This is a genomic window from Bacillus sp. BB081, from assembly GCF_008368895.1.
In the GTDB taxonomy this organism is placed as follows: Bacteria; Bacillota; Bacilli; order Bacillales; family Bacillaceae_G; genus Bacillus_A; species Bacillus_A wiedmannii.
The window spans coordinates 14,001-28,192 of record NZ_QOZX01000101.1 but is presented as its reverse complement, the minus strand read 5'-3'; the positions used below and the strand labels follow the sequence as shown (position 1 = coordinate 28,192).

At 32.6% G+C, this 14,192-nt stretch carries 13 protein-coding genes and 3 pseudogenes; 4 read left to right on the top strand and 12 right to left on the bottom strand.

The window, feature by feature from the left end:
- Nucleotides 1–1,143, bottom strand: a 1,143-nt coding sequence (locus DN394_RS27350) for a serine hydrolase domain-containing protein (protein ID WP_149294428.1), incomplete at its 3' end; no start/stop codon positions are given.
- Nucleotides 1,144–1,641: 498 nt separating this feature from the next.
- Between DN394_RS27350 and DN394_RS27345 the strand changes: the two are divergent.
- The 3 genes and pseudogenes from DN394_RS27345 to DN394_RS27335 form a co-directional block, all read left to right on the top strand.
- Nucleotides 1,642–1,815 (top strand): annotated as a pseudogene (locus DN394_RS27345) (IS4 family transposase); the annotation flags it as partial.
- An 82-nt stretch (nucleotides 1,816–1,897) separates the two neighbouring features.
- Nucleotides 1,898–2,413: a hypothetical protein gene (locus tag DN394_RS27340; protein WP_098150296.1), complete on the top strand. Its 516-nt coding sequence runs from the start codon at nucleotides 1,898–1,900 to the stop codon at nucleotides 2,411–2,413.
- A gap of 351 nt (nucleotides 2,414–2,764) precedes the next feature.
- Entirely contained in the window at nucleotides 2,765–2,965 is a 201-nt protein-coding gene (locus DN394_RS27335) for a hypothetical protein (RefSeq protein WP_098150297.1), read from the top strand.
- Between the two features lie 245 nt (nucleotides 2,966–3,210).
- Here the strand turns inward: DN394_RS27335 and DN394_RS27330 are convergent, their stop codons facing one another.
- The 6 genes and pseudogenes from DN394_RS27330 to DN394_RS27305 all read right to left on the bottom strand — a co-directional run bounded on the left by DN394_RS27330 (nucleotide 3,211) and on the right by DN394_RS27305 (nucleotide 7,301).
- Entirely contained in the window at nucleotides 3,211–4,377 is a 1,167-nt protein-coding gene (locus DN394_RS27330; RefSeq protein WP_149294427.1) for a DUF7018 domain-containing (lipo)protein, read from the bottom strand.
- Nucleotides 4,378–4,802: 425 nt separating this feature from the next.
- On the bottom strand, nucleotides 4,803–5,003 hold the full coding sequence (locus tag DN394_RS27325) for a hypothetical protein (RefSeq protein ID WP_097917129.1): 201 nt from the start codon (nucleotides 5,001–5,003) through the stop codon (nucleotides 4,803–4,805).
- Nucleotides 5,004–5,089: 86 nt separating this feature from the next.
- Entirely contained in the window at nucleotides 5,090–5,290 is a 201-nt protein-coding gene (locus DN394_RS27320) for a hypothetical protein (protein WP_098150294.1), read from the bottom strand.
- A 345-nt stretch (nucleotides 5,291–5,635) separates the two neighbouring features.
- A pseudogene (locus DN394_RS27315) lies at nucleotides 5,636–5,754 on the bottom strand (IS6 family transposase); the annotation flags it as partial.
- 123 nt (nucleotides 5,755–5,877) lie between these two features.
- On the bottom strand, nucleotides 5,878–6,822 hold the full coding sequence (locus DN394_RS27310; RefSeq protein ID WP_098150293.1) for an acetyl-CoA carboxylase carboxyltransferase subunit alpha: 945 nt from the start codon (nucleotides 6,820–6,822) through the stop codon (nucleotides 5,878–5,880).
- A gap of 32 nt (nucleotides 6,823–6,854) precedes the next feature.
- Nucleotides 6,855–7,301, bottom strand: a complete 447-nt coding sequence (locus DN394_RS27305) for a MarR family winged helix-turn-helix transcriptional regulator (protein WP_000817662.1) — start codon at nucleotides 7,299–7,301, stop codon at nucleotides 6,855–6,857.
- A gap of 560 nt (nucleotides 7,302–7,861) precedes the next feature.
- On the opposite strand from DN394_RS27305, the gene DN394_RS27300 reads away from it, so the two are divergent.
- Nucleotides 7,862–8,335: a DUF1203 domain-containing protein gene (locus tag DN394_RS27300; RefSeq protein ID WP_061530420.1), complete on the top strand. Its 474-nt coding sequence runs from the start codon at nucleotides 7,862–7,864 to the stop codon at nucleotides 8,333–8,335.
- A gap of 415 nt (nucleotides 8,336–8,750) precedes the next feature.
- On the opposite strand, the gene DN394_RS27295 is transcribed toward DN394_RS27300, so the two are convergent.
- The 5 genes and pseudogenes from DN394_RS27295 to DN394_RS27275 all read right to left on the bottom strand — a co-directional run.
- The gene (locus DN394_RS27295; RefSeq protein WP_046959492.1) at nucleotides 8,751–9,389 is read right to left on the bottom strand and encodes an ABC transporter ATP-binding protein; all 639 of its coding nucleotides are present in this window, start codon (nucleotides 9,387–9,389) and stop codon (nucleotides 8,751–8,753) included.
- A gap of 9 nt (nucleotides 9,390–9,398) precedes the next feature.
- The gene (locus DN394_RS27290) at nucleotides 9,399–11,603 is read right to left on the bottom strand and encodes a bacteriocin-associated integral membrane family protein (protein WP_149294426.1); all 2,205 of its coding nucleotides are present in this window, start codon (nucleotides 11,601–11,603) and stop codon (nucleotides 9,399–9,401) included.
- A gap of 456 nt (nucleotides 11,604–12,059) precedes the next feature.
- Complete coding sequence (locus DN394_RS27285; protein ID WP_098150290.1) at nucleotides 12,060–12,692, bottom strand: type 1 glutamine amidotransferase family protein; 633 nt, start codon at nucleotides 12,690–12,692, stop codon at nucleotides 12,060–12,062.
- A gap of 74 nt (nucleotides 12,693–12,766) precedes the next feature.
- Entirely contained in the window at nucleotides 12,767–13,729 is a 963-nt protein-coding gene (locus DN394_RS27280) for a helix-turn-helix transcriptional regulator (RefSeq protein ID WP_098150289.1), read from the bottom strand.
- Nucleotides 13,730–13,792: 63 nt separating this feature from the next.
- Nucleotides 13,793–14,107, bottom strand: a pseudogene (locus DN394_RS27275) (helix-turn-helix domain-containing protein); the annotation flags it as partial.
- Nucleotides 14,108–14,192: the final 85 nt, after the last annotated feature.

The following is a 14,192-nucleotide window of genomic DNA, read 5'->3' as shown; positions in this document are numbered from 1 at the left end:
AAGTAAAATATTTTTAAAAGGATTAGAACGGCTAGTTTTATGGCCATTCAAATTGATAGCCAATGTGTGCTTGCCTCCAAGTGTACCTCCAGCAAAAGTAGAAAACCCTGGAGAGGCACCTGTGTGTCCCCATATCGAGACACCGTTTGGAAGTTTAGTTTCATAGATTCCAAGACCATATCCATCGATTCCTTCTGTTCCTGTAGGAACTGTAGTAAGCATTTGTTTTAGTTGCTGTTCCTTCAGTAATTTGCCACTGAGTAAGTAAGAGAAGAATTTGTTTAAGTCTTCAGCAGTAGAAATCATATCTCCATCCGAGCTACCTGGATAAGAATAAGTAACGTCTTTTAGCTCACTTTCTCCGTCATATCTTTCATATCCACGGGCATGATTGGTACCTGGAATAACAGTTGAATTACCAGGTAGGAATGTATTCGACAATTCGAGCGGTTCAACAATCCGATTTTCAACCTCTTCCGCATAGCTGTTTCCAGTTACTTTTTCAATAAGGATACCCAGTATTACGTATCCTGTGTTTGAATAAGACCAGCCCTTACCTGGAGCAAAGTCTGGTGGAAGAGAAATTCCCATCTTTACTAATTCTTCAGCCGTATACAATTTTTTTGTATCCATAATATCATAGTCTTTTGACTTTAAGTATTCAGCAATCCCACTTGTATGATTCAATATCTGCCGAATCGTAATCTGGTTAGCATCATATCCGTTTCCTTGAATGACGCCAGGCAACCATTTTTCGATGGAGTCATCTAGATTCAAGCGGTTCTCTCCAGCCAATTGAAGTAGAACTGTTGCAATGAATGTCTTCGTCGTACTGCCAATGCGAAAGCGAAAATCTGTTTTCATCGGCTTCTTGGTTCTCAGATCCGCTATCCCGGCGGCATAGTTCCAATTTTTACCACCCTTAGAAATTTGAGCGAGTATTCCAGGGTATCCAAGTTGGAGTGAATCCCGCATTGCTTTCTTAACGGAAGTACGATCGCTTTGATTACTTGTTTGTAACGAACTAGATACATTTTGCGTGGGTTCTGCTTTTACAATTGAGGCTGGTGTTATGTATAACAGGGAACTTCCAGCTATTAAAAGTGATAGACTTGCACATGTAATTTTACTGCATGTTTTCATAAAGCATCCTCTCCTTTATTTAAATTGTAAAGTTAGTTGCTTGCTGTTTCGTATTAATCACACAGCTATTATCTCCACCAATGACAAAAAGTCAGAATTGAATTCGTAATCATATTCATAATTATTATTTTTACAAACGCTATTCTGTCTTAACAAACGGTAAATCGCTCTTCTTCCACATGTATGTTAACCCCAGAAATTACTTCTTTTCCTTGAAACACTCTTGTTACTGGTTTGTTTTTCATATATAAGTCATATCTGTTCCGCCTTTCACACCTCCTTATATTTTTATCCTACACAATGAAAATCTCTTTTTTCTTACCTATTCCTTACAAATTACTTACGTTCAAAATAGCTTCTATAATAGGATAGAAGGAGCATCTGTACCCGAAAGTTCAAAGTATTTTCCACTAAATATATTTATCAAATAGAAACACAGAGGTTTTTCACTTCTATTTTTCTTTTTGTAGAAATATACAGAAAGGATGGCGTTTTTGTATGAATCTATCGATTCAAGATGAGTTTCATTTATTCGCTGAAGAACTACAGCGATATCTATCTCCAAGTATTCTTCAACAGCTCGCACAGGAGACGGTTTTTGTAAAACATAAAAGTAAGTATGGCGCACGAGATTTGGCCGCTTTATGTATTTGGATTAGTCAACACGTAGCAAGGAATAAGGCGGAATCTTCAATTAGGATGATGATATAATTAAGTGGAAATTTACTTTATTTTATAATTTATGAGGTGGGAAATGGACTCTTTAGAATTAAACAAATCTAATTATATTGTCTCTAACATCAAAGATATTCTGTATAGAAAGCTTATTCTTGATAAACCGCTAACTAAAGATGAGGTGAAAAAATTAAACTTAGTTAATCCTACTGTATGCGAAAATGAGAAGTATCTCATTCAGGCACGGTGGTTTTGTAGTATGAATATCGGAGAGTGGGAAGATGTAGATATTATCATTCAAGGGAATAATGAAAATCCCAATGTTGAGATTATTGATATGGCAGAAAAAATATTCGATGAACTCTATCTCCATATAAGCTGTGCAGTAAAATATTTACAGAAATTCTTCCCTAATCAAGAAATGAAGAACTACTACCTATCCACAATATCTTTTGGAAAGATGGTTAATATTGACGATTATATATTGCCAGGTTTTAGTTTAGCGTTTATTTATGAAGGTACCTATGAGTTTCAGTATAAAGTAAAATTTAAAGACAATGGATGGCCGATTGGTTTTGAAGGTGGGCCACTTTAATAATCATAGATAATTTTTCTTATTGGGGTCTCACCACATGCCCATCAACTTAAGAATACAAATCAGCCCCAAAACGAAAAAATGAGCTTTTTTATTACAAATTAGCATAAAATCTTGTTCTGGGGGTAGTTATATTTTCTTAGCTTGATAGCGATGGGGTCCTGCCAACATAACAAGAATTTCGTAAGCCAAGGAATTATTAGGTATATTTTTTAATATATCCATTTTGAAAATAAGTTATACAAATAATCTGTTATACTCACATGTACCCTAGCTGATATAATGTATAAGACAATTATTGGCTAATTAATAGTTCGCATATATTAGGGAGGTACATAAGCCATGTTAGATATAATAGATATAATCATGTCATTCTTTTTACTAGTAATATATTCTATTCGTTATCTATTTTCAACAGGTGAAAATAGGAAAAAGGCAAAAGCAGATTTAAAAGAATTTTGGACTGAAACTGATGGACAAATGTTGTTGGGTTTTTTTGGAGCTGCGGCAGTTTCAGGAATATTTGTAGTCATTTGGATTTTATCAGAGTAAACCTTTCAGTTATTTTAGCCTATATAACGTATAAGGCTGCTATTGGCTAATCAAGTGTACATATTTGCTTATGACGCAACAGATGTTTAACCAAGAAGAAAAGCATTAGAGGAAACAAGAAATTGAATAATAAGATATCTTGCAATATATTTCTCTTTGTAAAAAGATAAGATCCTACTCTCCGATCTTATCTTTTTTATTTGTAAATTTGCAATAGTGCTACCGCCATATGCCCCTTTTCATGATTAGTTGGTTTTACTTGTAATACTCTCAGTTGCTTTTTTAAATAGTTTCATTGCCTGTTCTGCTTTGTTTTCTGCCTGTTCCAACTTATTATCATTTTGTTCTTCTAATGCCTCTGAGAGTAATTGCAGAGCATTCCAGTAATTATCCATTGCCTGTTTTATCTTTTTTTGTTCAACTTCTAACCCTTTAGGTGCCTCAAGGTATTTGATGTCTCTTACGTGTGTTTTGGCCATATCCAAACTCAATTGGATTTCACTTTTCTTTGACTCATAATCCTTTATATCCGAATGCCCTATATCTTGTATCAGTCTCATAACTTCATCCATCTTATTTGTATTTTCTACGATGGCTGCTTTGTATTTATCAACTTCTGAACCACTAACTTTGTCATTTAAATCTTCCTCACGATGACCCTCTTTGGCATGTTTCTGGTTCTCTTCCTTTACCTTTTGCTCTACATCAGGGTATTTCTCGTTTATCCCATTAAATACTTTCTCCCATCTAGAAACACCATCATCTATCCCAAACATACCGTTTTGTATGCTTTCTTTTGCTTTATCTTTATCATATTCACCATCATACTGTCTAACTGCATCTTCTACTTTTATTAGGTGTTTTCTAATCTCTTCTACCCCTTCTTGTATTAAAAATTGGTAGTCTTCATACTTTTTAGGTGGTTTGATTTTTTCAAAACGGTTTATGTCCAAACTAATGTGACTAATTAAGGAATCTATCTCACCTATGTAGACACCCTCTTCTGTAAATAATTCATCAGTTTTCTTTTCTAGTTTTTTTAAATGATACTGGAATTCTAAGTGTAGTTCAGTCAAACGATAAGGGTAATCTTCTTCAGATACCTTTACCTTCTTTTCACCTTCTGTGTCTGATACACTTGATTTACTTTCTTTACTACTTGATTCGTCTTCCTTACTTCCCTTTTCATACTCAATTCTAGACAATGCGTTTCTTAGCTGGTTTTCAATATGTTCATCACTATAGTGCAATTTCTTTAGGTCAGATACCATTTTATCTGCATCATAATACTTATCTACTTTTCTATACTCTGACTGTGTAAGTCCATATGTATTTAATGTACAACCTACTAACATGAAACTAACACTTAATCCTGCTATTGCGATACCCTTAAATGATTTATTAATATTCATTTTAAACTTATCCCCTTTTTCTTTTAGTAATTCTTTTCTTCAACAATAGACAGACCTTCATGAGTTTTTGCATTGTCTGCTGCGTCAGTTTAGTTTTCCTAACTTATTGTTTCAGTCTTAACTTGAATTTCTTCCTTATAATTACAAAAAGGATATACCTAAACATATAACTGCTAGTAAATTATATCCTTATATCATTTTATAATGATGATAATTAATGAGTCAAAGTGATTTGCGAAAACTATCAACTCAGATACTTACTTTTATAGAAATACAGTAGGCTTTTTTACATTAAAAAACTCACCATCCAACAGAAATGGCGAGATCCTTATATATTATTTAATATCTTGTTTTCTCTAATGCTTTTCTTCTTAATTAACAAATAACTGCACTATACGTTATATAAGCTAAAATATCTGAAAGGTTTACTCTGATAAAAGCCAAATGCCTACAAATATTCCTGTAACTGCCGCACCTCCGAAAAATCCTACCAATATTTTCCCATGAGTACCATTAACAACTTCTTTTAAATCTGCTTTTGCCTTTTTCTTGTCTTCTCCTGTTGAAAAGAGATAACTAATAAAATGTACGACTAGTGAAACTAATGCCGCGATTATTTCTATCATGACTTATGTACCTCCCTAATATATATGTACCTTTAATTATCCAGTAATTTTCTTGCACCTTGTATCAGCCTGAGTAACTGGAATGCTTAGTTCAATAAAAGCCAAATGACAAAAATTACTCCTATAACTGCTCCAGTTCCAAAAAAACCTACCAACATTTTTCCCTCAGGACCATTAATAAGCTCTTTTAAAACTTCTTTTGCTATTCGCTGACCTTTACCACTTAAAGATATCGAAAGAATAAAGAATATTACCACTAATACAAATGAAGAAATTATTAGCTCCATGACTTATGTACCTTTAATTAACCAATAATTGCCTTATACATTATATCAGCTAGGGTACATGGAAGTATAATAAATCATTTGTATAATCTATTTTATTAATCGATATCGTATTATGATGCTTCATATCAAAAAAGACATCTAATAATTCCTTAACGTACGAAATTCGCGTTATGTTGGCGGGACCCCATCGCTATCAAACTAAGATAAATTTGTATCCATATAATAAAAAAAACGCCATCCTTTCCTATGATTCTACAGAAAGAATAGCGTTTTTTTGGTTCTGGTGCAAAGGTAGTGGAAAAGAAAATATAACATATATATTTCTAGCATAATGGTAGGATAATCCTGGTTCCTCATCATTTCTACTAAATCACGAAAAATTAAGTTGTACCGTACCAACGTACAGTTAACAAAATAATATCTTGCTGATAATGCTTCCATTTGAACAAATTTTCCTTTTCCATACCGATCACACATCTTTTGTAGAGTAATAGTATCAGCATATCCCAGTTTAAGAGGTTACTTACAAAATATTTAGAATTTTTTTGCGAGAATCCTCCGAAATGTAATACGGACTTTAAATACTTTCATTTATAATTCTCTATTTGTCTATACTTTTCATACCGCTGTTGTATAAGCTCTTCCGAGGATAATAGTATCAATTTTTTTAGAGATGATTCGATTACAGATTCAATCACTTTTGCCTGTGATTTTATATCATTTTGTGCTCCACCTTTAATTTCAGGAATGATTTCATCAATAATTTCTAAATGTTTTAAATCTTTTGCTGAAATTTTCATATGTTCAGCAGCTTCTGGAGCATACTTAGCGTCCTTCCATAGGATAGATGCTGCTCCTTCTGGCGAAATTACCGAGTACCATGAATACTCTAACATATGGATATGGTTACCGACACTAATGCCAAGAGCTCCACCACTTGATGCTTCTCCAATTACAATACAAACAATTGGCACTTTAAGTGTAGCCATTTCAAATAGATTTCGAGCTATCGCTTCAGAAATTCCACGTTCTTCAGACCCTTTCCCTGGATAGGCGCCTATTGTATCAATAAATGTAATAATAGGGCGATTAAATTTATCAGCTTGTTTCATAAGTCTTAGCGCTTTTCTATAACCTTCTGGATGTGCCATTCCAAAATTTCTTTCTATATTTTCCTTTGTATTTCTACCTCTTTGATGACCAATAACCGTAACGGGCATCCCTTTAAATTTTGCAATACCACCTATCATTGCTTTATCATCACCATATAAGCGATCACCATGAAGTTCGAGAAAGTTTGTAAACAATAAAGGTATATAGTCTAATGTCGTGGGCCGGTTACGTAGCCTTGCAATTTGAACTCGTTGAAAAGGTGTAATATTAGAATAAATTTTATCTTGCATTTGATTTAAACGTTTTTCTAATACATGAATTTCTGGCGATAAATCTACATTATTTTCTTTCATAATTTTCTTTAATTCATCAAATTTCTCTTTTAATTCAATAATAGGACGTTCAAAATCCAAACTCATTTTACCCTCCAAATGTTATGATTTACCTCACTCTAATCAAAAGGCTTAGAAATAGAATCAATAAATAATTCAAAACCATCCACAACTATTTTTTGTTCTGATTCTGATAAATTATTGAGAATACTTTGATAAAATGTAATGGATTGCTCTCTTAAGCAATTAACAGTTATGTGACCTTTTTCTGTGAGGTGCAGAAAAAGTTCTCTTCTATTTTTTTCATTTACTTCACGATAAATAAGCCCCTTTTTTACTAACTTATCTACCAATCTACTTACAGTTGAAGTCTCTAATCTAAGTTTATTGGATAGTTGCCAAACAGTTAATTTTTCCACCTCTAGTTCCTCTAACGCCATCATTTGAGAAGTTGGTAAAGGTTTTTCAAATGGTCCATTGGGCAAATTTTGAGATTCAAAAACCCCAGTTATTATAATCATTTTCTTAATATCTGTTCTTAGTTTTAAGGCATCTTCTCTTTTCAAATAGGTCACCCTCCTACAACTAATGTATCATACATCAATTGTATTATACATGAATATGTTTTTTTCACAAGCTTAACGTAAGCCAATATTACAACATGGACGAGATATTTCTTCTTGTTAAAATGGTATAAGTGGATTGTTTTCGACAAATGGCAGAACATCAATTATGTATCAGGGGCCTTTATGGGGTACCGCTCATCGAAATCAAGCTAAGAAAATAAAACTACCCCAAAACAAAAAATATATATTTTTAGAACGTACTACAACTTCTGTTTGGCTACTAAAGTATCTAAAAAAACAAGGTCAACGCCAGCTCTGAAACTAGGTTTAACCGATAAATGATTTACTTTAAACGATATTAATAAACTGGGCACTCATCCTCTTTTAAAAAGGATGAGTTTTTTAGAGGTTCCTATGGAATTTTATGTTAAACTTACTATGAAGATTATGAAAATTCATTCTTCAATAAACGGGCAGGATTATTGAACAAGTTTTATGAACTTTAGTGGTAGCATCATTAGTGAAATACTTTATAACAACTAATTAAGGAGGGATAGAATATGAGAAATAGCTTTCAAATCGTTGCGTTACAAGAGAAGGAGTTTAATAACCTATTTCTAATGAATGAAGAAGCATTAAAAAGTATCGGGGCAGTCAAAATAATAGCAAATAAAAATCCTGGATATCCTTGCAGGATAAGTTTGAAGGATGCAGAGGTAGGAGAAGAGGTAATCTTACTGAATTACCAATATCATAGTGTTAATTCGCCTTATAAAGCAAGTGGTCCTATATTTATACGAAAGGGAGCAACTACCGCTAAGCTAGATGTAAATGAAATTCCGCTTATGTTACATCATAGGTATCTATCTATACGCGGCTACAATGCTGACTCAATGATTGTAGAAGCAAGGGTTACAGAAGGTGTAAATTTAAGAGAAAATATAGATGAAATTTTTGATAATAAAGAAGTAGAATATATTCACATTCTTAACGCTAAACCAGGATGCTATAACTGCCTTGTTAATAGAGTGTGAAAAAATTGAAAATGCAAACTTCTATTATCCTATAAGGGGTACCACCAATTACTATCAGGCTACTTCAACAAATCCTCCCCTAAAATGAAAAAAAACGCCATCCTTTCCTATGATTCTACAGAAAGAATAGCGTATTTTTGTAACGGTGATATAAAGTTTGGTAAATTAATATAGATAAACTTAATAAATTTTCATCTATCAACTATACCGAAGTCATATTCGCTATAATCAAATAGTTAGAGAAAAATTTATACTTGTTTCTGTTGTTAGGTTTCCTTAGCGTGACAAAATTCACATTAGTTTATGCTGGAATTTGTTTAATAGTAAATGTTCTCCAAATAGTTCTTCAATGTGTTGCTTGAATTGTTCGATATGTATATTTTCCTCCCCCTTTATAATCTCATTCCCGCAAAAATTATAATTCTATGACTCTATCGCATACTTGTGCTACATATGGATCATGCGTGACAATAACAATTGTCTTTCCCTCTTTATTTAGATTTTTTAAAATTTGTATGATTTCATTTCTATTGTTATCATCTAAAGAGCCTGTTGGTTCATCGGCCAATATTAACTCGCAAGGTTTTAGAAGTATCCTTGCTATGGCAACCCTTTGTTGCTCACCACCTGAAAGCTCGTGTATTTTTTGCTGTAATGATACGCTCAGCCCAACTTTTTCTAAGGCGGCTGCTTTCAATTCTTTCTTTTCCATCTTTGTTTTTTTTGCATAAATCAAGGGAATTTCTAAATTTTTATTTACAGTATCATTGTCGATGAGTGCATAATTTTGAAAGAGATACGACATTCTTGTCCTTAGAAGCTTATTTGCTTTACTAGAACCCATATTAGGACTCTCTGCACCAAATAATTTAGCGACTCCGCTATCTGGGTTCTCTAGCATTCCTATAATATTTAGAATCGTTGTTTTACCAGATCCGCTTTTTCCAGTAATCGCAACCATTTCCCCTTCATAAATTTTTAAATTGAACTCATCTAAAACTGCATGATTTCCATAACTTTTACAAACATCTATTAGTTCACATATATATTGCATGCGTTTATATTAACCTCCCTTTATCACCGTTTTTTTATTTCTTCGTTCCATCGTGATTAATGCAATAATTGAGGCGGTAAATTCAATTAAAATAAGCATTGCCACCACTGTAAGTAATTTCAAATCAAACTCTTTCTTTACGATGAAGCAAATTGATAGTTGTACAATCCACATTAATACAAATTGCAACATGTATCCCTTATATGTTCTAAAAAAATCTACGCCAAATAAGCGATGTACCACTATTTTCTGCTGATTTTTATTGAAATACACAATAATATTCTGTGTTACCAAAAATAATATGCCGACAATTAGTCCACTAGTAACCGTCAATAGTATTTTCATTGTTTTTTGCAGATTGTATATATCTTTTGAAATATATTGGTCAACTGTTACAAGATATCTTAAATTATCATCTAATCCTAATCTTTTAAGTTCTGGCTCTAGTGTCTTATACGTTAATCCTGCATCTCGCTTTATCAACTTAATTTTTAAAGGATCATTCGCCCCTCCGCCTAATATAAGATCTCTTTCTCCAACAAAACTATTCTTCTCTGTCATTACTTCAATAATTTCATCTCTAATTTTGTTATTGTCAGATTTATATACATCTGGATTGAAACTAAAGATTTCCTGATTATTCTTTATCCAAATAATGTCTATTTTCCGATTACGTAAATGATTCGGGACTTCTCTGTGCATTCTTTTTTCTTCATATTCTATTGCTGGCTTTCTCCGTTCTTCAAAAAAACGAAGAATTTCTTTTTCCCTGTTCTGATATTTTTCAGGTACTAATAAAATCCAGTTTTCCGTATCTTCTGAAACTTGCACGCGCTGATTATGTATGTCATATATCGGAAATTCGCGAAGGTAATTATTATTTACGGTAACTGACCAAATTCCTTTATAATCTTTATTTCTAGACAATTCTATTTCTTCATACTCCTTGGAATCAATCAATACCGCTCCCATTTTATTCAAAATAGGATACAAATCACCATTTATACTTGACGCCGTTTTATGCATCCCTTGTTGTTCTTCATCATTCCCTACAGAAAGCGGATAAAAGACACCATAATCTTTGTTTTTCTCCCAGTTTTTTAAATTCACTTGTTTTTCTTTCACTGTAATATATTGTTCTAAAATAGACGTCCCTAATAAAACAAATATAATAGAACAAGTAACTTTCAACAGCGTATTGAATACAAATATACCTTTTGTATCTTTTCTATTTTTAATCATTTGATTGACTTTAATTTTAGAAATATAAAAATATGAAACGAGAGATAATATTGTAATAATGAGATACGTTTTACATTGATCGAACATAATGGTGTAGATAAACCCTGAAGTTACATTTTTTACGAAAGCAGTTGCAAGTACGGAAATACCTATCGATAAAACAAACATACTAGCAATAGTTCTACCTATAACGATAAACCATAAACGCAAATTCGATACGCCGTGCATTTTTATAACGCCAATCCTTTTCGCTTCGTTAAATACATAATAAATGAGAAAACATAGGAGCACGATAAACACCATATACTGAATATAGGATAAAGAATTAATTGATGAATCGAGAGCTTCTTCGTTATTACTAAGATTCCGTTTAAAATCGTCAGCAACAATATACTGTTTCGGCTTAAAATGCTGATTTAACTTTTTAGAGAAAAGCTTTAAAAATGCATCGTATGATTTATCATCTACTCCTTCTACAACATACCTTCCTGCCATAGGTAAATGTTCGTACGACGTTTGAAGCGGTTTAATTGTAATCACATGATTATCTCCAAAATCTTTTATTACTCCCTTTTGTTTTGTATCTTTCGTATGTACTGTCGATAAAAAAGCATTACCTTGAAATGTGTCTTTTGGCTTTAACACATCCCCCCCACTTAACTGAAACTGTTTAAAATATATCGTTTCAGTTGTTAGTAACACATACTTCAAAATTTCTGCATGTTCATCTTCATGATACGCAACATTTGTACGAAAAATATTTGTATGTGACTCCTTTGCTGCCTCGAGTAATATAGGATAAATTTCACTAGGATTCGCAAAATCCAGTACATCTGGGATAACAAACTCTTTACCTATCCTCTGTTCTACCTTTTCCATTTTTTCAAATTCTTTATGATCCGTTTGTTGAAATGCAATAAAACCTGACAATATAGACGCTACAATAAGAAAAAACACAACTACTTTTTTCATAACACCCTCCCCTGTAATATTTTAGTATATTTCAATAAAAATGGAAACACCAGGGTGAATGTTGTCTATATGACTTTATTTTCAATCATTATTTTTCATTTCAAAATGGCGCACCGCCCCTTGCCTATCAACTTAAGAAAAATAAATTCCCCAAAACGAAAAAAATAAGCTGACTCCTCAAAGTAACTACCTGTAGAAAAATAAAATTTTCGTTTAGGGGGTACTTCAAAACCTTAGCTTGATGGCGATGGGGTAACGTCAGGAAAATACGGATTTACAACGTTTAGGAATTTTCAATACTAAAAAGCCGAACTTCACCGTTAATTAAAAGAGAAATTGGGCTTTTTCATTACTCCGTAAGCATTTTTAAGCTATATTTAAAAACCATGCTTTGACATTGTCTAGAGCATGGTTTTTATTTAAACAAATATAAATCTGCTAAGTTCATTTTTCAGCTCAGCTATTTAATGAATTCATTAACTGGAAGAAGTATTCAGGTTTATGAGTCTTATTTAGGTTATACCATGCATGTAATGTATCTGGTGCAAATACATCTAATTTTTTCAGTACTTCCATCGCAAATTCCAGAGGAGCTATTCCTGATGCAGTAACTAAATTCGCATCAGATACCGCAGATCCCAACTCATAGAACTTTTCCCCTTTATAGTTAGGACATACCATTTTAGTGTATTCTAAATTATTACTTGTATGCTTTCTAGTATCTAAGTATCCCCTATTCGCAAGGGCCTCAGTTGCCCCACAAATTGCAGCAACAATAGTGCCAAGCTTTAAAGCTTGGCCAATTCTTTCCAAAATAGGTTGATGAATTTCTTCACTCCAAGTAGTCCCACCTGGTAAAATTAAAAGATCTTTACTCTCAAGAGTACATTCATCAAGGGAAATATTTGGTTTTATGCTCAGTCCTCCCATAGTAGTAATCATTTCTTTATTAACTCCTACTGTAATTACTTTTAAAGGTACTAAACCTTTTTTGAAATATCTTCCTGAGTTTAGTTCAGCAATTAAATATCCATATTCCCAGTCCGACATTGTATTAAATACATATAGAAAAACTTTTTTTGTTTGCATCCAATAACACTCCAATCACAATTGATATGGCTATTATAATATAACTTCCCTGACAGTTAACGTCAGGGAAGTTATCATACTTGATGAAATTTTATTAATTCCGACAGAACTTCAATAAGTCTTTTCTTAAGACTTATTGGCTCAATAACTTTAATAGATTTATTGTACGGTAAAAGTAAATAAGGTACATATGTATGTATAATATCTTTTTCAAGAAGAAAAACTGCTTGATTTGAAGTCCGTTCTTGTAAATAATGTCCTAAAAACCAATGTTGGCAAATATCAGCCAATACACTTTTATCCCCACTAATAACCAAAGAAATAATCCCTTCCTTATCTTCTATAGTTGGAAGAAGATTTTTTATAAAAAAGTCACGTGCTGAAAATTTTTCTGGCCGGTTAAACTTATTTTCTGTTAGCATTAAACTTTCAATTCGATCTACTCTAAAACTACGGATATCATTCCTAAGATGACAAAATCCAATCACATACCACTTATTATTCCAATAGATAATTCTGTACGGATCGACCAATCTATAATTTAATTGCTTTTTGCCACTTTTATAGTAAAGAATTTTTACTGAGTACCCGTCAGTTACGGCCTGCTCCAATTCCTTCAAAAAATGTTCCATAGAGAGTGAACTAAATCGACTTATTACTTCTAGACTACTTAAATGTTGGTTTATCTTTGCTTCCTGCTCTTGATTTGAGTATTTACTTAGTTTTGAAATGGCCCTATTTAATGCTTCACCTCCATAATATCCGGCTTCTTCTGCAAAAACAGCAGCGTGAAATAGTGAAGTTTGCTCCTCAAAATCAAAAAAAAGAGGAGCCTCAATAAAATTGTTCAATAAAGTGTATCCACCGTTATGTCCTGGTTCTGAAATTATAGGTACGCCACTTGTTGAAATTGTATCAATATAACGATACACAGTCCGTATATTCATCTCTAACTTTTCTGAAATTTGTTTTGCAGTAATTTTTTTACCTGAGCGAAGCATCCATAGAATCGCTAACATATTGTCAATTTTAGGCATATAATTCCACCTCTATATGGAATTTATTTTCTATTATATATTTCTGACTTTTGGTATAACTCATCAACTGTTCCTTTCTGATAGCTTTCTATATAATGAGGCCCTAGACACATTTGTAATTTCACAAATTTGATTTACAGTCATATCTTCCTCTTTATAAAGCTTTACTGCATAATTCATTCCTGCATGATTTTTATGGTACTTCTTTAACCGACCTTTAAACTTTCCTTCTTTCTTAGCCAGTTCAATCCCTTCACGCTGCCGTATACGGATAAGATCACGTTCTAATAGGTTTACACCCGCCATAAACGTAATTAAGAATTGGCTGTAGGGATTATCTTCTGATAAATCTAGCCATGTATCTTTTAAGGATTTTAATTATCATCTTTATTATAATATTTAGTAACAACAATAGCTTCAATTATTATAGCGATACACACAAACAAGAGAATTATTTTGCGTC